Below are 18,814 nucleotides of genomic sequence, written 5' to 3'. Positions count from 1 at the left end.
GGCTCACTCCTGGCGCGCCGGGGGCAGGCGCGGGGGTTCGATTCCCCGACAAACATTGCATGCCCAGCACACGGCACAGGTGACGGCGCACAGGGCACAGCACACCACCGAGCGCAGATCCACGACGGCGAGGGCGGGATTGGGGAACTCCGCGTCGCTCATGAACGGAACGGTCCACATCTGAAGCTCGGCAACTTCTGTGGTTACTTACCTGCCGCCGATCGTGCACGGCGGCCAACTCAGGGTGCGCGACGTGGTCTACTCGAGGAAAGCTGGCGCTCAGATCTGGTCGAGCACAATAGCGACATCCTGGGACGCTTGCGAACCGCTCAGCGCCCATGCCCATCCGGGAAGGGCGACAGCTTCGCCGAAGAACTTGTCGAGGGCCTTGCCGAAGGACCAGAGGTGTCCGGATGCCAGGCCGTCGGTCGGGGCAACCGCGCTCGAGCCCGCCCCGGCGTCGTCAAGCATCGACGCCAAAACCGCCTTTGTCTCGCGGATCAGCACGAGTCGATCATCTCACCCTCGCCGTCCTCTTCTGCCGCGAGCTGGTCGCTACACAGCGTCACGACTCGCACTGGCGGCTTGTTCACGGGCCGATGAGCGGATGCGGAAGTGTCTCGGGCCTGCGCTGCGGGCGACACGCGATCCGTAGCTGGTCAGGGGTGGTGCCTTCCCGTATTCTCCGGCATCGATCCCGCGTGCGCCTGGCCGCGAGTGTCGTCGTTCGCTGCGGGTGACAAGATGCCTGCGTGGGGGTCCTGGACTTGACGCCGAACGCCGCGGGGCTGATCGAGGTAGCGCGCGCGACGCTTCCGCCGGCGGCGGCAGACACGTGGATCAGGCTGCTGCGGCCCGCGATCAGGTTACGGCGGGCCGAGGTAGGCGAGCAGACTGTCGGGCAGTTGGGCGGATCGCCGGCGTTGCCGGACGGCATGCCGTGGCCGCAGTCACCGGCCGGGAGGCCGCTGGGCTTCGTCGCGGGTATCGACCTGAGCCGGCTGCCGGTCGGCCGCCTGGATGTGCCGCTACCGGCCGACGGCACGCTGCTGCTGTTCTACCGCGACCCGTCGGAGGATCCGGACGAGGTGTTCTGGATCAGTGATCCGGTGCCGGTGGCGCAGCCACCGGCGGGCCGCGTCGTGTTCGTGCCGGCGGGGACGGCCACGACGCTGCGAACCGAACCCGGCGCGGCCGTCTACCCCGAGGTCCCGCTCGCCGGTGAGCTGATCGCGACCGGCCCGGACTGGGAGCATCCCGCACTGCACCGGGCTGTCGCGCAGCTGCCCGACGCCGATCGGGAGTTCATGACCGATGCGTCCAACAGCGACGAGTTCCTCGACGAGGTCAGCGACCGGACCGAAATGCCACGCCATTACCTCGGCGGGTACGCCGACCCCGTGCAGGGGTCCGTCGAGGTCGAAGCCGCGTGGCAGCACCTGGGCTCCCGGCTGCCCTACCCGGATCCGGAGTTGTGGGACCAGGCCCGCCTGTGGACGTCGCTGGTGCAGATCGACTCCGACGACGATGCCGAGATGATGTGGGGCGACTGCGGCAGCCTGTACTGGGTGATGCGGCCCGACGACATCGCCGCAGCCCGCTTCGAGGCCGCCGCCTTCATCTTCCAGTGCTCCTGAACTGCCCGCCACGTCAGGCGGATCTCAGTGCCGCGCGCCGAAATGATCATCCAGTCCAGAGCATCCGTGCGTTGCGCGGCGGCGCGCTGATCACCCGCCGCGAAGTCCGTCTCCTGGGTGGGGTCTCGCGGCGGGCGGGCGACGTGGGCGCGACAATACGGACGGCCGGAACACCCGGGCATCACTCGGACGGGCGGGCCGCCGCGCCCGTCCGTCGGGTCCGTGAGGCCGAAGAGCAGGCTTACGCGGGCGGCCGGGTCGGTCAGGCGCGGCCGATGCGGGGTGGGGTCGGGGTGCCGTGGACCTTGCGGGCGTGCTTGGCGTAGATGCGGGGGCCGATCAGGGGCATGAGCAGGCGGGCCGGGAGCGGGGCGTTGGCCAGCACCGACTTGATCGTGTCGGGGTCGCCCTCGTACATGACCATGCCGAAGCCCAGGGGCAGGGCCGACTTCGGAGCGTCCTTCATGCCGTGCTCGCCGAGCTGGTGCCACTCCTTGGCGGTCATGAAACGTTCGGCCAGCGGCAGGATCTCGCGCTCCTCCAGGGCCATGTGCTCGAGCAGGGCGGCCCGCAGGGCGTCGAACGCGTCGGCGAGTTCGGCGCCGTCGCGGGCGGTCGCGACCCATGGCGGCAGCAGTTTGTTGATGAGGGCGACGCTCTCCTCGATGGTGTGGTGCTGGGCCTCCATCGTGGGGACGATCGCCTCGGCCTCGGCGCCGGCGCGCGCGTGCAGCTTCGGCCAGACGTACATGTCCTCGCCCTCGTGGTGCAGGTGCAGGATCAGGCAGAGCAGCTCGGCGTGGGCTCCGACGATCTTGGCGCGGGCGACGTCGCCCTCGCGGACGTCGCGGATGAGCTGGGGGAGCAGGCCGAACTCGCGGCGGAACATGGTGTGGGCCATGTACATGTCGCGGACGTCGGCCATCGGTTCGTTCAGATTCTGACTCACGGTGATCCACTCTGCGGGGCGGCACTTGCGGGCGACTTGGAAATCGCTAACCGTCAGCTACCATCGGGCCCGTCATGCTGTTGCGGGTGCTGGGCTCCGTCGGGCTCGAGGGTGCGGCCGGTCCGATCGACCTCGGGGGCCGGCGGCAACGTTCCGTGCTGGCCCTGCTGGCGCTGGCGCGCGGCGAGGTCGTGTCGGTCGACCGGTTCACCGACCAGCTCTGGGGCGACGAGGCACCCCCCAAGGCGGTCGCTTCGCTCCAGGCGTACGTGTCCAACCTGCGCCGCCTCCTGGAACCCGCCCGGGCGCCGCGTACCCCGGCGAAACTGCTGGTCACGGCCGTTCCCGGCTACGCGCTGAGGCTGCCCGACGAGGCGGTCGACGCGTGGCGGTTCGAGCGGTCGCTGACCGAGGCCCGCAGCGCCGAGCCGGCCGCCGCCCGCCGGTTGCTGCGCGGGGCGCTCGACCTGTGGCGGGGCGACGCGTACGCGGAGTTCGCCGCCGAACCGTGGGCCCAGGCCGAGGCCGCCCGGCTCGAGGAGTTGCGGCTGGCCGCCCGTGAACAACTGGTGTCTGTGACCTTGAGTAGCGGCGACATCGCATCGGCGGTTGCGGAGGGTGAGGCACTGATCGCGCAGGCGCCTTTGCGCGAGGAGGCGTGGCGGCTGCTGGCCCTGGCGCTGTGGCGCGGCGGACGGCAGGGTGACGCCCTCGCGGCGATCCGCCGGGCCCGCGGCGTGCTCGCCGACCAGCTCGGCCTTGACCCCGGCCCGGAGCTGCGCGAACTCGAGACGGCGATCCTCCGGCAGCACGTCATCCCACCCGCCCGATCCGGTCCCCATCAGCGGGCCGCGGTCCCCGATCCGTTCGTCGGCCGGCGCGCCGAGCTGGCCGCCCTCGCCGGAGTCGCCGCGGAGGCCACGGCCGACGGTCCACGGATCGCCCTGGTCGCCGGCGAGGCCGGCGCGGGCAAGACCACCCTGCTCGCCCACGCGCGGGCCTCGCTGACCGAGGAAGGCTGGCTGGTCGTCATGGGCCGCTGCCCTTCCACGGAGGGGGCGCCGCCGGCGTGGGCGTGGGTCGAGGCGCTGCGGGAGCTGGCCGAGGCCGTCCCGCCGACGGAGACCTCCGCCCTGGGTCCCCTGCTCGACGACGGCGCCGGCGCGTTGGCCGAGACAGGCGACGGCGCCGCGGCGGGAAGATTCCGGCTACATCGGGCCGTTGTGGCCTGGCTGCGCGAGGCGGCGCGGGTGCGGCCGGTCGCCGTGGTGCTCGACGACCTGCACGAGGCCGACGACGAGACGCTGCGGCTGCTGGCCGGCGTGGCCGAGCTGACCGAGGCGCCGGTGCTGCTCGTGGCCGCGTTCCGGCCCGCCGCGGCGCTGTCCGAGACCCTGGCCGCGCTGGCCCGGCGGACGCCCCTGCGCGTGCAGCTCGGCGGTCTGTCCGCTGACGACGTCGGGCGGCTGATCGGCACTGTCACCCGCGACCCGGTCTCTTCCGAGACGGTGGCCGCGCTCGCCTTGCGCACCGGGGGCAACCCTTTCTACGTACGGGAATCGGCTCGTCTTCTGGCCGCCGAAGGTGCGCTCGTCGCGCTTTCCGAGGTGCCTGCGGGCGTACGGGATGTGCTCCGCCGACGCCTGGCTCACCTGCCCGATTCCGCGCTCGCCGCCCTGCGCCTGGCGGCCGTCGCCGGGCCCGAGGCCGAGGTCGAGGTGCTCGCCGGGGCTTTCGACGGCGACCTGCTGAACGCTCTGGAAGCCGGGTTGGACGCGGGCCTGCTCACCGAGCCCGCCGCCGGCCGCGTCCGGTTCGTGCACGACCTCGTACGGGACACCGTCTACTCCGACGTGCCGAGTCTGCGCCGGGCCCGGCTGCACGCCGAGCTGGCCACGAGCATCGCCGCCCTGCACCCGGGCGATCACGCCGCGCTGGCCCACCACTACGCGCGGGCGGCGTCGTCGCCGACCGCGCGGCTCGCCGTCGACCACGCCATCCGGGCCGCCGGGACCGCCGAGCGCCGGTACGCGTACGACACCGCGATCACGCTGCTGAACACCGCTGTGGAGCTGGCCGCGACCGACGACGTACGGGTGGATGCTCTGGGCCGGTTGTTGCGCGCTCAGGCTCGCGCCGGGGCCTCGATCGCGAGCCGTGAAACCCGGGCGCGCGCGATCGACGTGGCCGTGGCCGCCGACCGCGACGACCTGCTGATCGCGGCGTTCACCGCCTGGAACGTCCCCACCCCGTGGCAGATCCGGGCGTACGGCACTGTCGATCGCCGCGTCGTCGACCTGCTCACCCGCCTTCTGCACCGCGACGACCTCGCCCCGCTCGACCGTTGCCGCCTGCTGGCCGCCCTCACCGCCGAGGTCGACGGCGAACCGGACCCGCGCGCCACCGCGGCCGGGCTCGAAGCGCTGGAGCTGGCCCGCACGTTCGACGACGTCGAGACGTACGCCCTGGGTCTGACCGCCCGTCTGCGCACGATGCCCTGGAACAGCGCCGCCGAGGACCGTCGCGACCTGGCGCTGACCCTGCACGGACTGGCTGTCGCGCACGGGCTGGTGTCGTACCGCTGGTTCGCCGAGGCGATGCTCTCTTACACCGCCGCGCTGATGGGGCGCCCGGACGAGGTGCGGGCCGTGATCGCGCGGCAGTCCGACATGGCGCGCGACTATCACCTGCGGGAGGCGCAGGCCATCAACCTCGGCTCGCTCGGTGGGCTGGCCCACGTCGCCGGCGATCTCGTTGCGGCGCAACGGTTCTACGACGAGTCGGCCGCGCTGATGCGGGCCCACGGCAACCTGCACGCCGACCTGCAGCATTTCATCACGACCGCGAGCGTGCTGATCAGCCGCGGTGAACTCGCCGGGCACCTCGAAGCGACCCGGGACTTCCGCGCGAGGACCGGGCCGGTCCTCGACGACCTGCTGGCCCTGAACCTGGCGGCCGCGGGGCGGTGGGAGGAGGCGCGCGCCGTGCCACTCGGGGCCTGCCCGGTGCGCCCCGACTATCTCGAGTCGGGGGTGCTGACGATCCGGGCGATGGCGGTGGTCGCCCTGGGGCGAGCCGACCTGGCCGCCCCGGTGATCGAGGCGCTGCTGCCGTTCCAGGACCAGATCGGCGGGTTCGCCAGCGTCCTGGTGGCGCTGCGGCCGGTCGCGCTGTGCCTGGCCGAGCTGAGCGAGCTGCTCGACCGGCACGACGACGCGGCCCGCTTCTACGCCAAGGCCGCCGAGGTCGCCGAGCTGTGGGGCTCCCCGCACTGGCGGGGGCGGTGACCTCGCGACCCTGATGCACGACCAGGTCGCCAATCTACAAACAAGCGCTTGTTAAAAGACTCGTTTGTGTTAGTGTCAGCATCGTGCCTGCCACCCCCACGACTCCAAGCGTGGACCTCGACGCCGCGTTCGCTGCGCTCGGCGACCCGGTCCGCCGCGCTCTGGTGACCCAGCTCGCTCGTGGTGACGCGACCGTCGGAGAGCTCGCTGAACCGTTTGACCTGACCCAGCAGGCGATCTCACACCACATCGGCGTACTCCGGCGATGCGGCCTGGTGGAGCAACGACGAGAGGGCACCAGGCGGCCCTGCCGGCTGAGAACGACCCAACTCGCACTATTGAGCACCTGGATCGACGAGCAACGCCGGGCCTGGGACGACCGGCTCAACGCCCTGGAACAACATCTGTCCGACGGAGCAGCACGATGATGCGGGCGGAACTGAACGGCGACGAACTCATCGCCCGACGCCATCTCGCCGCCGAACCCGAACGGGTCTGGACCGCTTTCACGACACCGGCGAGCATCGCGGCCTTCTGGGGCGGAGCGCACGCCTGGGTACCGCCCGAATCCGTAATCGTCGATCTGCGACCCGGAGGCGAGTTCGTCCTCGACACCCGTGCGCCCACCGGCTCCACCCGACGACTTCGATTCGTGTACGTGCGCATCATCGTTCCGCGTGAACTGGTATTCGACGAACCTGTCACCGGACTCCGCACGACCGTGACCATCACTCCCGCCGACGGAGGTACCAACCTGACGGTCCACCAGCGCCGGCTTCCCGCTGAACTGCGGACGACCCAAGCAGCCGACGGGCTCACATCGATCCTCGACGCTCTCGCCGCGCACCTGCGGCACTGACACCCTGGAACGGAGAACGCAATGGCAGCAACCACCCAGCGCGAACTGGTCGGGGAGTACTTCGCCGGATTCCGCGACAGCGACCACCCGCGCATCCTCGCGACCCTCACGGAGGACGTGGAATGGATGATCCACGGCCACCGGAGCACCCGCGGCAAAGCCGAATTCGACGGCGAGATCGAGAATCCGGCCTTCACCGGTAGCCCCGAACTCGATGTGCAGCGAGTCCTCGAAGACGGTCCGGTAGTCGTCACAACCGGCGAAGGCCGCGGCGTCAGCGTCGAACACGGCCCCTTCCGCTTCGCCTTCAACGACCTGTTCACCTTCCGAGACGGGCTCATCACCCGCGTCGGCTCCTACCTCGTCCCGCTGACCTGAGTTCACACCCTCGGGCGTGCGGATGCGCTTCAAGATCGCAGACTGCCGTGACTCAGCTCGGCCGGGCGCCCCCGCTGAAAACGCGCATGGCAGACTTGTCCGGTGCAGGTCGCCATGCTGGGGTCGTTCGAGGTTCGTAGCGGGGACGGCTCGGTTGTCGACGTGCCGGGGGCTCGGCTCCGGGGGCTGCTCATCGCGCTCGCGCTCGACGCCGGGCGGGTCGTTCCGAAGGCGACGCTGGTCGACTGGATCTGGGGGGAGCAGCCGCCCGCCGACGCGACCAACGCGCTGCACCGGCTCGTCTCCCGGCTGCGGAAAGTGCTGCCCGACGGGCTCGTCGAGGGGCACACCGACGGCTACCGGCTCGCGATCGACCCCGACGCGGTCGACGCCGTGCGGTTCGAGCGGCTGGCCGGGCGGGGAACCGTACGCGAAGCTCTTGCTCTCTGGCGCGGGGCGGCCATGCAGGACGTCGGACTGCCGGAGAGTGCCGCCTTCGACGCGGCGGTCGCCCGGCTCGAAGGGCTGCGGCTGTCCGCGCTGGAGAACCGGTTCGAGGCCGAGGCGGACGCCGGGTCGGTCACCGAGCTGACCGATCTCGTGGCCGCTCACCCGCTGCGCGAAAGGTTCGTCGGCGCCCTCATGCGCTCGCTGGTCGCGGCCGGCCGCGACGCCGAGGCGATGCAGGTCTTCCAGCGCACGCGCGAGACCCTGGCCGACTCGCTCGGCGTCGACCCGTCGCCCGAGCTGGCCGCGCTGCACGTCGCGCTGCTGCGGGGCGAGGGCAGGCCCCGCAAGGATCGTAAGACCAACCTGCGGGCCGAGCTGACCAGCTTCATCGGCAAGGACGCCGACGTGGCCGCGGTTCGTGAGCTCGTCGGTGAACACCGGCTCGTCACCCTGATCGGTCCGGGCGGGTCGGGCAAGACCCGGCTGGCCACCGAGACCGCGCGCACGCTGGTCGACGCCCTGCCCGACGGCGCCTGGCTGATCGAGCTGGCCGCGATCGGCGCCGAGGGTGACGTGGCCCAGGCGACGCTGACCGGGCTCGGCCTGCGCGACGCGCTGCTGGGCGCGTCGCCCAACACCGAGCTGGTCGACCGGCTGATCGCCGCCGTACGCGAACGGGAAGTGCTGCTTGTTCTCGACAACTGCGAGCACCTGATCGAGTCGGCGGCGACGTTCGCGCACCGCCTGCTGGGGGAGTGCCGCCGGCTGCGGATCCTGGCGACCAGCCGCGAACCGCTCGGCATCACCGGCGAGGCGCTCTGGCCGGTCGAGCCGCTGGCCATCGATCCGGCCGTCGAACTGCTGCTCGACCGGGCCCGCGCGATCCGGCCCGACTTCACCGCCGATCCGCACGTCGTCGAGCACATCTGCCGCTCGCTCGACGGTATGCCGCTGGCCATCGAGCTGGCCGCCGCCCGGCTGCGCGGCATGTCCCTCGACCAGCTCGCCGCCCGCCTCGACGACCGGTTCCGGCTGCTCACCGGCGGAAGCCGCACCGGGCTGCCGCACCACAAGACGCTGCGCGCGATGGTCGACTGGAGCTGGGAGCTGCTCACCGACGAGGAGCGCGCGGTGCTGCGCCGGCTGTCCGTCTTCGCCGACGGCGCCAGCCTCGACGCGGCCGAGCGCGTGTGCGGCGGCGACACGCTCGACCTGCTCACCGCGCTGGTCGAGAAGTCACTGGTGGTCAACGACGGCGGCCGCTACCGCATGCTCGGCACCATCAAGGAGTACGCCGCTCAGCGCCTCGCCGAGGCGGGGGAGTCCGACTCGGCCCGCCACGCGCACCAGGCGTTCTTCACCGAGCTCGCCGAGTCCGCCGAGCCGCACCTGCGCCGCGCCGAGCAGGTCGACTGGATCGTCGTTCTCGAGGCCGAGCACGACAACCTCGGGGCCGCGATGCGCGGCGCGCTGGCCGCGGGCGAGGCCGCGGCGGCGATGCGGCTCGCGGCGGCGGCCGGCTGGTACTGGTGGCTCGTCGGCCGCAAGGTCGAGGGCATGGAGCTGATCCTGGCGGCGACCGCGGTGCCCGGCGAGGTGCCCGAGGACATCCAAGCTCTGGTGTACGCCCTGGCGGTGCACTATTCGTCGTCGGGCCGCGGCGATGCGCAGCAGTCCGCCGAGTGGATCCACAAGGCGTACGAGATGAGTCGTCGCAGCCGGCGCAGTCACCCGGCCCTCGGCTTCGTCAACGCGCTGGAACGCATGCTGCTGGCGCCCGGGGCGGCCGTGCCCGCGTTCGAGAGCCTGCTGCAGGACGAGGATCCCTGGGTACGGGCCCTGGCCCGGCTGCAACTCGGCAAGATGCGCATCGTCCTCGGCGAGGGCGGACGCGACGTCGACGCCTTCCTCGAGCAGGCGCTCGCGGAGTTCCAGGCGATCGGCGAGCGGTTCGGCATCTCGTTCGCGCTGACCGAGCTGGCCGAGCGCGTCGCCACCCGCGGCGAGTTCGCGAACGCCTGCGAATACCTCGAGCAGGCGATCGCCGTCGTCGTCGAGATCGGCGCGGCCGAGGACGTCATCCGCACCCGAGCCCGCCAGGCCCAGCTCTTCTGGCTGCTCGGCGACAAGACCGCGAGCGCGGCCGCGATCGACGACGCGCGACGGCTCGCGCAGGGGGTGACCTGGCCCGACGCGCTGGGCGAACTGTCCCTCGCGCGGGCTGTGCTCGCCGGCTGGAGCGGGGAGCGCGAGGAGGCGTACGGGCATCTGCGCGATCTGCGGGACCACGGCAACCGGTCGGGTTTCGACGTGGTCACCGAAGACCTGCTCGGCTATCTCGCCGTCGACCTCGACGAATCACGCAAGCACCGGGCCGTGGCCCTGACGGCGGCGAGCGAGGCCGGGTACGCCCCGGCGATCGCTCAGGTGCTGCTGGGGATCGCCGACCTGGCACTGCGCAACGACCGATTCGAGGACGCCGCTCGGCTGCTGGGCGCGAGCAACGCCGTACGCGGGCTGGTTGATCGGTCTCTGCCCGACGCGGCCCGGATCGAGCAGGCCACGCGCGGCCGCCTCGGCGAACCGAAGTTCACCGAGGCGGCGAAGGAGGGCGCGCGGGCCGACTGGCGTCAGCTCGCCGAGGTCACGCTCGCTTCTTGAACGTGCTGACCGCCCACAGGTAGCCGACGATCGCGAGGCCGGCGCACCAGGCCACGGCCAGGATCACGTCCCCGGCCTGCGGTGCACCGGCGAGCAGCCCGCGTACGGTCTCGATGATCGGGGTGAACGGCTGGTACTCGGCGAACTGCTTGAAGCCCGGGCCCATCTTGTCGGCCGGCACGATCGCGCTGCTGAAGAACGGCAGCATGACCAGCGGAACAGCGGCGATGCCGGCGGTCTCGGGGCTCTTCGCGGCCAGCCCCAGGGCGATCGTGATCCAGCCGGCCGCGAAGCCGGTGAGGGCGACGATGCCGAGCACGCCGAGCCAGTCGAGGAACGACGCGTGCGGGCGGAAACCGAGCGCGAACGCGGTGCCGACGATCGCCGCGATCGCGATCAGGTTCGTGAGCACGCTGGTGACGACGTGACCGGTCAGCACCGCGCCGCGGGACACGTCCATCACCTTGAACCGGTTGATGATGCCCTTGGTCATGTCGGAGTTCACGGCCGTCGCGGTCGAGCCGAGCCCGTAACAGATGGCCAGCAGGATCAGGCCCGGGGTGGCGTAGTCGACATAGTCGACGCCCACATTGAACGCGTCGCCGAACACGTAGACGAACATGAACAGCAGGACGACCGGGAAGATGACGGCGTTGAACAGCGACGTGGGGTTGCGGACCATGTGCTTGAAGTTGCGGCGCAGCATGATGGTGGCATCGGTGGTCATCAGGCGGTCTCCTCAGCACTCTTGTGGCCGGTCAGGGCCAGGAAAACGTCGTCCAGGTCGGGCGTGTGAACGGAGAACTCGTCGGCGTCGAGCGAGTGCTCGTCGAGCCGGTTGAGCAGGCCCCGCAACGATTTCGTGCCGCCGTCGTCGGGAACCTTCAACGACAGGGCCTCGTCGTCGCGGGTCGAGCCGGGGAAGACGCGGGCGGCCGCGTCGAGCGTGGCCAGGTCGGCGAAGCGCAGCAGCACGTGGCTGCCGGGGACCTGCCGCTTGAGGTCGGCCGGGGTGCCCTGGGCGACCAGGCGGCCCTGGTCGAGCACGGCGACCCGGTCGGCCAGCTGGTCGGCCTCCTCCAGGTATTGCGTGGTGAGGAAGATGGTGACCCCGTCGGCGACCAGCCCTCGAACGATCTGCCACATGGTGCGGCGGCTGCGCGGGTCGAGCCCGGTCGTCGGCTCGTCGAGAAAGATGATGCGCGGCCGCCCGACCAGGGTCATGGCGAGGTCGAGCTTGCGGCGCATCCCACCCGAGTACGTCGAGACCGGCTTGGCGGCGGCGTCGGTCAGCTCGAACTTGTCCAGCAGGCCACCGATGACGTCCTCGGGGTTTCCCAGGCGGCGCAGGTCGGCCATGAGCTGCAGGTTCTCGTGCCCGGTGAGCAGGTCGTCGACGGCGGCGAACTGCCCGGTGACGCCGATCGCCTTGCGGACCGCTTTCGCCTCGGCGTCGATGTCGTGCCCGTCGACCCGTACGGTGCCCTGGTCGGCCCTCATCAGGGTGGTCAACACGTTCACGGTGGTGGTCTTGCCCGCGCCGTTCGGCCCGAGCAGCGAGAAAACAGAGCCGGCGGCCACGGTCAGGTCGATGCCGTCGAGGACCACCCTGTCCCCGAAGGCCTTCCGAAGTCCGGAAACCTCAATCGCTGTTGCTGTCATGCGGACTACCTTCGAGGGCAGCCCTGACACGGCCCTTACACGGCGCTGTCACGCCTCCGCCGCGCGCACCCTCTCGGACAAGACCGCCCAGAGCGAGGGGGCGGCGCCGATGGTGAGCTCGGTGGTGAAATCGGGGCCGCGGCCGCCGAGGGTCACGCCGGCCTCGCGGGCGATGAGGGCGCCGGCGGCGATGTCCCACAGGTTCGTGTCGAGCGCCACGCCGCCGTCGAGGCGGCCGGCAGCCTGGTAGACCAGGTTCAGTGCGGCCGGGAGCCGTCGGATGTCGCCGACCACCGGGAGCAGCGCCTCGATCAGCCGGCCCGCGCGGGTCTTCGTACGCGTGTTGGGCTGGAAGCTGACGCCGACGAGGGCTTCACCCAGGGGCGGACCGCTCGGCACCGGGAGCGGCACACCGTTGAGGAAAGCACCGCCGCCGTCGACCGCGGTGAACGTCTCACCAGCGGCGGGGTCGTGAACGACGGCGACCCGGGCCTGTTCGCCCTGATAGAGCGCGATGCACACCGACCAGGGGCCGGTGCGGCTGACGTAGTTGCGGGTGCCGTCGAGCGGGTCGACGACCCAGGTCCAGCCGCTCGCGCCGTCGCGGCCGTGGCCCTCCTCGGCCTGCACGGCGTCGTCGGGCCAAGCCTCGTGGATGGCGGCCACGATGAGTTCCTCGCTGGCGACATCGACGTCGGAGACGACATCGTTGGCGTGCGCCTTGGGGGCACCCATGCGCAGGGTGTCGCGCCGCTCGATCTGCAGCCGGCCGACCTGCACCGCCAGGTCAGCGGCGAGGTCACGGGCCACAACAAGGTCTCGATCCATAACCGGGAACGCTATCGGATAACGTTCCCGGCCTCGGCACGGACGGGGAGGCAGAGGTGGCGGTCGACTGGTCGAAGCTTGTCGGTGTTACGGGCAGACCTCCGGTCGGGATCCCGGAACTCCTGCGGCAGTTGCAGCGGCAGCCGAGTCCCGAGCTGTGGCAAGAGTTCGGCGCGCGGCTCGACGTCATCGAGGGGGAGTCGTGGTGCCGGCCGGGTTTCGCCGCGATCCCGGACATCGCGGCGCTGGCCGAGCAGGAGGGCAACCGTGAGGAGGCACTCGAACTCGCCGCGCTGATCGCCCAGACGCTGCACGTCTATCGCGAGGCCGACGATCTCGTGTCAGGCGCGTTGGAATCGTACGAGGCCCTGCACCGGATGGCGGTGGAATCGTTGACCGGGCTTGCGGCCGACGCGTTCCGGCATCGCTTCCAGGACGCGCTCGCTTTCGCCGGGTTCACGCTCTGGGCCCGTGCCGGCCTGGACTATTCCGACGAGCATTACCGGCTCGAATGCGCCGGCTGCGAGAACGAGGTCTTCGTCGTCATCGGCGGCTGGGGGCATTATTCGGCCATCAGGCATTACAACGACGGGGACGTTCAGCGCCTCCCGCTGCGACCGGCCGATCCCGCGTCGCTGACCGGCGTCGGGCGGTGGATGTACGACACCGCCGAGGTACACGGCCAGACGACGATGGCCGACGGCCTCACCTACCTGTTCGGCTTTGCGACCTGCCCCCATTGCGACAGGGATTTCGGAGTTGCCGAACTCATCGAGGCCCGGTGCGAGCGGCCTCAACCCATCGAGCCGTTTGTCATAGGGCCGGGCGGGTCGCTCAGAGCAGCGATCCTGTTCTCCCACCGGGACAGGTAGGACCACATGTTCTCGCCGGTGCGAGGACCCGAAAGCCAGTCCCACGCCGCGTCGCGGATCTCGCGTTGGGCGATCATCTCGGCGGCGGCGGCGGGGCCGTGGTCGTACGGGAAGCCGTCGACGACGTCGGTCAGCTCCACGAAGACGCGGTACCTTAGAGTCGCGTCCATGCACACGCCGTCTCGGCTTGTGGGGTTGCCCGAGCTCAACGGCGTCCGCGTGATCTGGTTCAGCGACTGGTACGACGGCCCGGTCACCGGGCTGGCCGAGTACGACGGCCACGAGTACTGGTTCGTGATGGTGGTCAACGAAGGCGGCGAGACGTGGGACTTCGAACCTCGCGTCTACATCCTGCACCGATTGACGCCCGACCAACTGGCTCAGGAATGGGATGCACACCGTGACTTCGCGGCCGCCCGTATTCCGGGCTGCATGCACTCCCCACCGTGCCCCAGCGACAGCCCGGACGACCGCGAGGCCTTGGCGACTCTGTGGGAGCGATGGCCCTCTGAGCGGGAGGACGAATATCAGGAGGCCGACGCCATCGGGTGGTTCTCGGGAACCTCGGCTGTCACGTGATGGAAAGGCGTCAGGGTCTTTCGGCTGCCGAACGCGACTCTCGCACACCCCGTCGACGGGCCGGTCAGAACCCGCATGCGCGGGCCTTAGATCAGGCCGAGCTCGTCGCGTAGTGCCGCGGCGGCCGCCTCGAACGACGAACGGTCGAGCACCGCACCCGCGTACTCCCCGGCCTGCACCGGCGAGGTGAAGAACAGCTCCGGCAGGGTTTCGACGGTGGCTCGGCCGACCCGGACGTTGACCTCGTGCTGCAGCCGCATCCTGGTGGCGCCCAGTTCCAGAACGTCAGGCCGTAATCCGCTGATTGCCGTGACCAGGTCGCCCACGCGCTCCAACGTCAGCGGGCGGGTCGGGGTCGATGCGAAAAGGCACACGCCCAGCGCGTCCAGGCCGCTCCACAACCGCATCAATTGAGCCGTACGCCAGACATCGAACTCGCCTCGCGGCCGGGGCACCGAGACGCCGAGCTTCGCCAGCTCCGGGTAGGCCGACGGGATGCCGGCGATCGGGTCGAAGTCGAGGTCGTGCTCCACGATGTCGTAGCGGGGTCCGATCGGCGCGACCACGTACGCCAGCCCCAGGTTGGGCTGCACGCGCGGGTCGAACGGCGGGATCGCCACCCCGCGCACGGTCAGCGTGCCGCTCGCCGAGACCGGGTCGGTGCCCTCCTGTTCGTGCACCGACAGCAGCGGCCACGGGTCGGCGACGTCGAGGGCCGCGAGCGCCTCCTGATGCAGGCCTGCCCCGGCGTACACCTTGATGCAGTTGGTCGGACAGCCGGGACAGGGCGCGACCGAGCGCGAGATCTCCGGCGGCACCGAACCGACCCCGCCACCGCGCGTCGTGTCGGTGAACTGCGCGACCGGCGCGTAGCCCGGCGCCCCCGTCCACACCCCGAAGCCGGGCCATTCCCGCTGCCAGGTGGAGAGCCCGTCGACAGCGGCGAGCGACGAGTATTCAGCGGCGATGTCCCGCACCGAGACAGGGTCGGCCACAGGCGGCCGCGAAGAGCCCACGCAGACGACCGCCTTGACGTTCTTCCCGCCGAGGACCGCGCCGAGTCCCAGCCGAGGCAGCGGGTGATGGCGGCAGGTGACAATCGAGGCGTACAGCACCCCGCGCTCGCCGGCCGGCCCGATCACCGCCACCGCGGCGTCAGCGCCGTAGCGTTCGAGGAGCCGATCGGTCGCCACCCCGGTGGACAGCCCCCACAGATCCCCGGCCGGTTCGAGACGAGCGCCGCCGTCCGACACGACAACGCACACCGGCATGGGCGCCCGGCCGTGCAGCACCACCCCGGTAACCCCGGCGGCCCGCATCCCCGCCGCGTACGGCCCCTCGGCCCTGGTCTCCGCGACCCCGCCGTTCAACGGGGACAATCCGACCGCCGCGCATCGTGCCGTCCCGGGCGCCCCCGCCCCGGCAACAACGCCGGCGACGAGGGCGATCGGTGCGTCCACGGGATCGACCGGCCCGGTCAGCGCCGCGAGCAGGTGCCGCAGCGCCGCGACCGGGCCGTCGAAATCGTCGGGGTCGTCGGGGACCGCCGGGGTCGGGGACCCGTCGAGGCTGACCGGGATCAGGCCCATTCCGGCCCGTCGGGGTAGGAGAACCGCGAGAGCGTCGAGGGCAGCATCGTGGCCGAGAACCCCGGTGCCGTCGGCACGACGTAGGCCCCGTCGCGGATGACGACCGGGTCGACGAAGTGCTCGTGCAGGTGGTCGACGTACTCGATGACCCGGTCCTGCAACGACCCCGACACCGCCACGAAGTCGAACATGGACAGATGCTGGACCAGTTCGCAGAGGCCCACCCCGCCGGCGTGCGGGCAGACCGGCTTGCCGAACTTGGCTGCCAGCAGCAGGATCGCGACGTTCTCGTTGACCCCGGCGACGCGGGCCGAGTCGATCTGCACGAAGTCGACCGCGTCGGCCTGCAGCAGTTGCTTGAAGATGACCCGGTTCTGCACGTGTTCGCCGGTGGCCACCTTGATGCCGGCGGGCTGCAACCGGCGGCGGATCTCCGCGTGGCCCAGCACGTCGTCGGGGCTGGTCGGCTCCTCGATCCACCACGGGTCGTACGGCGCGAGGGCGGTCATCCACTCCACGGCCGCGTCCACGTCCCACCGCTGGTTCGCGTCGACGGCCACGCGAATGTCGTCGCCGACGACCTCGCGGGCCAGGCGCATCCGCCGTACGTCGTCTTGAAGGTCTTGACCGACCTTGAGCTTGATCTGGGTGTAGCCGTCAGCCACAGCCTCACGCGCGAGGCGGGTCAGCTTCTCGTCGGAGTAGCCGAGCCAGCCGGGCGACGTCGTGTAGGCCGGGTAGCCCTTCTCCTTCAGCAGGGCGATCCGCTCCTGTTTGCCGGTCTGGGCCGCCTCCAGGATCGCGAGCGCTTCGTCGGGGGTGAGCGCGTCGCTGAGGTATCGCCAGTCGACCAGTTCGACGATCTCCTGCGGGCTCATGTCGGCCAGCAACTGCCACACCGGCTTGCCGGCCGCCTTCGCGGCGAGGTCCCAGGCGGCGTTGATCAGGGCCGCGGCGGCCAGGTGGACGACGCCCTTCTCGGGGCCGAGCCAGCGGATCTGCGAGTCGTGGGTGAGCCGGCGGGCGAACTCGCCCAGGTCGTCGAGCGGCGCTTCGAGCACGAACGGGGTGAGCGCGTCGATGGCCGCCTTGCAGATCTCGTTGCCCCGCCCGATCGTGAAGGTGAAGCCGTGGCCCTCGAGGCCGGTGTCGGTGCGCAGCACCACGTAGGCGGCCGAGTAGTCCGGGTCCGGGTTCATCGCGTCGGACCCGTCGAGCTCCCGCGAGGTGGGGAACCGGACGTCGTACGTGTCGACCGAGGTGATGCGCAGGGACAGCGGGTGTTTCACAGGTGCTCCAGGTGATAGGTGCTGATTGCGGTGCTGCCGAAGACATCGCCGGGTTCGCCGCCGAGCAGCTCGACCATGGCGTTCTTGACTTCGGCGTACGAGGCCGCGACCTCGCAGACCGGCCAGTCCGACCCGAACATGAGCCGGTTGGTACCGAACAGTTCGACAGCGGTCTCGACGTAGGGACGAAGCTCCGCGGGCGTCCACGCGGCCCAGTCCGCCTCGGCGACCAGGCCGGACAGCTTCGCCACGACGTTGGGGCACTCGGCGACCGGTTCGATCAAAGCCCGCCAGGACGCGAAGTCCCTGGCGGCGATAGAGGGCTTGCCGAGGTGGTCGAGCACGAAGGTCGAGCCGGGCAGCTCGGCCGCGGCCCGGACGACCGAGGGCAACTGAGGCGTACGGACCACGAGCTCGTTGACCAGGCCGGCGGCGGCGATGGTGGCGAGCCCGACGCGCACCTCGGGACGGTCGAGATGGTCGTCGGGAAAACCCTGCACCTGGTCGCGCACGCCGACCAGCAGGTGGCCGCCGGGCTCGGCGCGATGGCCGGCGAGTGTCGAGGCCAGGTCGGAATCGGTCAACGAGGCCCAGCCGACCACGCCTGCGATCTCGGCAGTCTCGTCGGCGATCCGCAGGAACTCGGTGGTCTCGGCATCTTCGCAACGGCCGGCCTCGACCAGGACCGTACGCTCGACGCCTGTTCCGGCGATGGCGGCGCGCAGATCGTCGACCGTGTAGTCGCGGCGGATCTTTGCCAGCGAGGGATCGGCCAGCCACTCGTAGTCGGCTGTCCACAGGTGGTGGTGAGCGTCGATGATCACGCGAGTAGCCCTTCGGCGCGGAGTGAGTTCCAGAGCACGGCGGGGATCGGCACGGACGCCATGCGTACAGCGTCCTCGACCTCGGCGGCCGAGCGGGTGCCGACCAGGACGCTGGTCACCGCGGGGTGGGTGGCGGGGAACTGGATCGCGGCGGCGCGCAACGGAACGCCGTGCCGTTCACACACCGCCCGGATGGCGAGGGCCCGTTCCAGCAACGCCGGATCGGCCGGTGCGTAGTCGAACGTGGCGCCCGGCCGGGGATCGGCGAGCAGCCCCGAGTTGAACACCCCGCCCACGATCACCCCGACGCCGCGCGAGGCACACAGCGGCAGCAGCTCGTCGCCGCCGGACTGGTCGAGCAGCGTGTAGCGCCCGGCCAGCAGCACCGCGTCGAGCTGACCGGTCCGTACGAACTCGGCCAGCATCTTCGCCTGGTTCATCCCGGCCGAAACCGCGCCGATCCGCCCCTGTTCGCGCAGCTCGACCAGCGCCGGCAGCGCCTCGTTCACGGCCTGTTCGAAGTGGTCGTCCGGGTCGTGCAGGTGCAGGATGTCGGCGCGCTCGAGCCCCAGGCGAGAGAGGCTTTCCGCGTACGAGGTCCGCACGCCCTCGGCACTGAAGTCGAATTTCGGCGTAACCCCCGTCGGTTCCGCCCAGATGTCCTGCGTATCTCCGCCACCGGGCCGCAGCAGCCGCCCGACTTTTGTCGAAAGCGTGGCTTTTTTGCCGCGCAACGGCGGTCCGGTGCGCCGTTCGGCCAGGCCGTTGCCATAGAGCGGTGCCACGTCGAAGTAGCGAATGCCCAGTTCATAGGCATGCTCGACGGTTTGGCGGGCGTTTTCGTCGCTGGATGCTTCGAACAGTCCGCCGAGGGGAGCGAGCCCGATGCCGAGCCGGGTCACGGTGACATCGGTGCGACCCAGGCGAACGCGTTCCAGGGGGTTCATGCG

18 protein-coding genes are annotated in these 18,814 nt (G+C 70.9%); 8 read left to right on the top strand and 10 right to left on the bottom strand.

The genetic code is table 11. The features are described from left to right. Nucleotides 1-279: 279 nt before the first annotated feature. Nucleotides 280-507 (bottom strand): hypothetical protein, encoded by a 228-nt coding sequence (locus EER30_RS24655; protein ID WP_127502951.1) that lies wholly within the window; start codon nucleotides 505-507, stop codon nucleotides 280-282. A 245-nt stretch (nucleotides 508-752) separates the two neighbouring features. On the opposite strand from EER30_RS24655, the gene EER30_RS24650 reads away from it, so the two are divergent. Continuing rightward, on the top strand, nucleotides 753-1,637 hold the full coding sequence (locus tag EER30_RS24650; RefSeq protein ID WP_127502950.1) for a YwqG family protein: 885 nt from the start codon (nucleotides 753-755) through the stop codon (nucleotides 1,635-1,637). Between the two features lie 262 nt (nucleotides 1,638-1,899). Here EER30_RS24650 and EER30_RS24645 read toward each other — a convergent pair whose 3' ends face one another. Then, nucleotides 1,900-2,586, bottom strand: coding sequence for a hemerythrin domain-containing protein (locus EER30_RS24645; protein ID WP_127502948.1), 687 nt, complete (start codon nucleotides 2,584-2,586; stop codon nucleotides 1,900-1,902). 74 nt (nucleotides 2,587-2,660) lie between these two features. On the opposite strand from EER30_RS24645, the gene EER30_RS24640 reads away from it, so the two are divergent. The 5 genes from EER30_RS24640 to EER30_RS24620 all read left to right on the top strand — a co-directional run bounded on the left by EER30_RS24640 (nucleotide 2,661) and on the right by EER30_RS24620 (nucleotide 10,221). Further along, nucleotides 2,661-5,873, top strand: a complete 3,213-nt coding sequence (locus EER30_RS24640) for an ATP-binding protein (RefSeq protein WP_127502946.1) — start codon at nucleotides 2,661-2,663, stop codon at nucleotides 5,871-5,873. A gap of 83 nt (nucleotides 5,874-5,956) precedes the next feature. Beyond that, on the top strand, nucleotides 5,957-6,301 hold the full coding sequence (locus tag EER30_RS24635; protein ID WP_127502945.1) for an ArsR/SmtB family transcription factor: 345 nt from the start codon (nucleotides 5,957-5,959) through the stop codon (nucleotides 6,299-6,301). Beyond that, a complete protein-coding gene (locus EER30_RS24630) occupies nucleotides 6,298-6,732 on the top strand; it encodes an SRPBCC family protein (protein WP_240670274.1) in 435 nt (144 codons plus the stop codon). The genes EER30_RS24635 and EER30_RS24630 overlap by 4 nt, the downstream gene beginning before the upstream one ends. 21 nt (nucleotides 6,733-6,753) lie before the next feature. Beyond that, the gene (locus EER30_RS24625) at nucleotides 6,754-7,110 is read left to right on the top strand and encodes a nuclear transport factor 2 family protein (RefSeq protein WP_127502943.1); all 357 of its coding nucleotides are present in this window, start codon (nucleotides 6,754-6,756) and stop codon (nucleotides 7,108-7,110) included. Nucleotides 7,111-7,212: 102 nt separating this feature from the next. Then, complete coding sequence (locus EER30_RS24620) at nucleotides 7,213-10,221, top strand: ATP-binding protein (RefSeq protein ID WP_127502941.1); 3,009 nt, start codon at nucleotides 7,213-7,215, stop codon at nucleotides 10,219-10,221. Here EER30_RS24620 and EER30_RS24615 read toward each other — a convergent pair. The 3 genes from EER30_RS24615 to EER30_RS24605 are packed head-to-tail and all read right to left on the bottom strand — an operon-like array spanning nucleotide 10,205 to nucleotide 12,711. Continuing rightward, nucleotides 10,205-10,948, bottom strand: coding sequence for an ABC transporter permease (locus EER30_RS24615; protein WP_127502940.1), 744 nt, complete (start codon nucleotides 10,946-10,948; stop codon nucleotides 10,205-10,207). The genes EER30_RS24620 and EER30_RS24615 overlap by 17 nt on opposite strands. Then, complete coding sequence (locus tag EER30_RS24610) at nucleotides 10,948-11,883, bottom strand: ATP-binding cassette domain-containing protein (RefSeq protein WP_127502938.1); 936 nt, start codon at nucleotides 11,881-11,883, stop codon at nucleotides 10,948-10,950. The genes EER30_RS24615 and EER30_RS24610 overlap by 1 nt, the downstream gene beginning before the upstream one ends. A gap of 48 nt (nucleotides 11,884-11,931) precedes the next feature. After that, the gene (locus tag EER30_RS24605; RefSeq protein ID WP_127502936.1) at nucleotides 11,932-12,711 is read right to left on the bottom strand and encodes an inositol monophosphatase family protein; all 780 of its coding nucleotides are present in this window, start codon (nucleotides 12,709-12,711) and stop codon (nucleotides 11,932-11,934) included. A gap of 56 nt (nucleotides 12,712-12,767) precedes the next feature. Between EER30_RS24605 and EER30_RS24600 the strand changes: the two genes are divergently transcribed. Further along, nucleotides 12,768-13,583 (top strand): hypothetical protein, encoded by an 816-nt coding sequence (locus EER30_RS24600; RefSeq protein ID WP_127502934.1) that lies wholly within the window; start codon nucleotides 12,768-12,770, stop codon nucleotides 13,581-13,583. On the opposite strand, the gene EER30_RS24595 is transcribed toward EER30_RS24600, so the two are convergent. Further along, a complete protein-coding gene (locus EER30_RS24595; protein WP_127502932.1) occupies nucleotides 13,505-13,753 on the bottom strand; it encodes a hypothetical protein in 249 nt (82 codons plus the stop codon). The two genes, EER30_RS24600 and EER30_RS24595, sit on opposite strands and share 79 nt — an antisense overlap. Here EER30_RS24595 and EER30_RS24590 point away from each other — a divergent pair. Beyond that, the gene (locus EER30_RS24590; protein ID WP_127502930.1) at nucleotides 13,752-14,162 is read left to right on the top strand and encodes a hypothetical protein; all 411 of its coding nucleotides are present in this window, start codon (nucleotides 13,752-13,754) and stop codon (nucleotides 14,160-14,162) included. The genes EER30_RS24595 and EER30_RS24590 overlap by 2 nt on opposite strands. Before the next feature lie 86 nt (nucleotides 14,163-14,248). On the opposite strand, the gene EER30_RS24585 is transcribed toward EER30_RS24590, so the two are convergent. Genes EER30_RS24585 through EER30_RS24570 form a run of 4 tightly spaced genes read right to left on the bottom strand, consistent with a single transcriptional unit; the run spans nucleotide 14,249 to nucleotide 18,811 of the window. After that, entirely contained in the window at nucleotides 14,249-15,751 is a 1,503-nt protein-coding gene (locus tag EER30_RS24585; protein ID WP_127502928.1) for an aldehyde ferredoxin oxidoreductase N-terminal domain-containing protein, read from the bottom strand. After that, a complete protein-coding gene (locus tag EER30_RS24580; protein ID WP_240670273.1) occupies nucleotides 15,742-17,040 on the bottom strand; it encodes an enolase C-terminal domain-like protein in 1,299 nt (432 codons plus the stop codon). The genes EER30_RS24585 and EER30_RS24580 overlap by 10 nt, the downstream gene beginning before the upstream one ends. Then, entirely contained in the window at nucleotides 17,037-17,864 is an 828-nt protein-coding gene (locus EER30_RS24575) for an amidohydrolase family protein (RefSeq protein WP_240670272.1), read from the bottom strand. The genes EER30_RS24580 and EER30_RS24575 overlap by 4 nt, the downstream gene beginning before the upstream one ends. Continuing rightward, a complete protein-coding gene (locus EER30_RS24570) occupies nucleotides 17,861-18,811 on the bottom strand; it encodes an aldo/keto reductase (RefSeq protein ID WP_127502926.1) in 951 nt (316 codons plus the stop codon). The genes EER30_RS24575 and EER30_RS24570 overlap by 4 nt, the downstream gene beginning before the upstream one ends. Nucleotides 18,812-18,814 lie beyond the last annotated feature (3 nt).

This window comes from Actinoplanes solisilvae, from assembly GCF_003999975.1.
Classification (GTDB): Bacteria; Actinomycetota; Actinomycetes; order Mycobacteriales; family Micromonosporaceae; genus Actinoplanes; species Actinoplanes solisilvae.
The sequence above is the reverse complement of the archived record's forward strand: the minus strand, read 5'-3'. Positions and strand labels throughout refer to the sequence as shown.

Bases quoted from the DNA above. Each gene is read 5' to 3' on its own strand.
- EER30_RS24570 (WP_127502926.1), bottom strand. From the start codon at position 18,811: ATGAACCCCCTGGAACGCGTTCGCCTGGGTCGCACCGATGTCACCGTG.
- EER30_RS24590 (WP_127502930.1), top strand. From the start codon at position 13,752: ATGCACACGCCGTCTCGGCTTGTGGGGTTGCCCGAGCTCAACGGCGTC.
- EER30_RS24585 (WP_127502928.1), bottom strand. From the start codon at position 15,751: ATGGGCCTGATCCCGGTCAGCCTCGACGGGTCCCCGACCCCGGCGGTC.
- EER30_RS24610 (WP_127502938.1), bottom strand. From the start codon at position 11,883: ATGACAGCAACAGCGATTGAGGTTTCCGGACTTCGGAAGGCCTTCGGG.
- EER30_RS24640 (WP_127502946.1), top strand. From the start codon at position 2,661: ATGCTGTTGCGGGTGCTGGGCTCCGTCGGGCTCGAGGGTGCGGCCGGT.
- EER30_RS24615 (WP_127502940.1), bottom strand. From the start codon at position 10,948: ATGACCACCGATGCCACCATCATGCTGCGCCGCAACTTCAAGCACATG.
- EER30_RS24625 (WP_127502943.1), top strand. From the start codon at position 6,754: ATGGCAGCAACCACCCAGCGCGAACTGGTCGGGGAGTACTTCGCCGGA.
- EER30_RS24630 (WP_240670274.1), top strand. From the start codon at position 6,298: ATGATGCGGGCGGAACTGAACGGCGACGAACTCATCGCCCGACGCCAT.
- EER30_RS24595 (WP_127502932.1), bottom strand. From the start codon at position 13,753: ATGGACGCGACTCTAAGGTACCGCGTCTTCGTGGAGCTGACCGACGTC.
- EER30_RS24605 (WP_127502936.1), bottom strand. From the start codon at position 12,711: ATGGATCGAGACCTTGTTGTGGCCCGTGACCTCGCCGCTGACCTGGCG.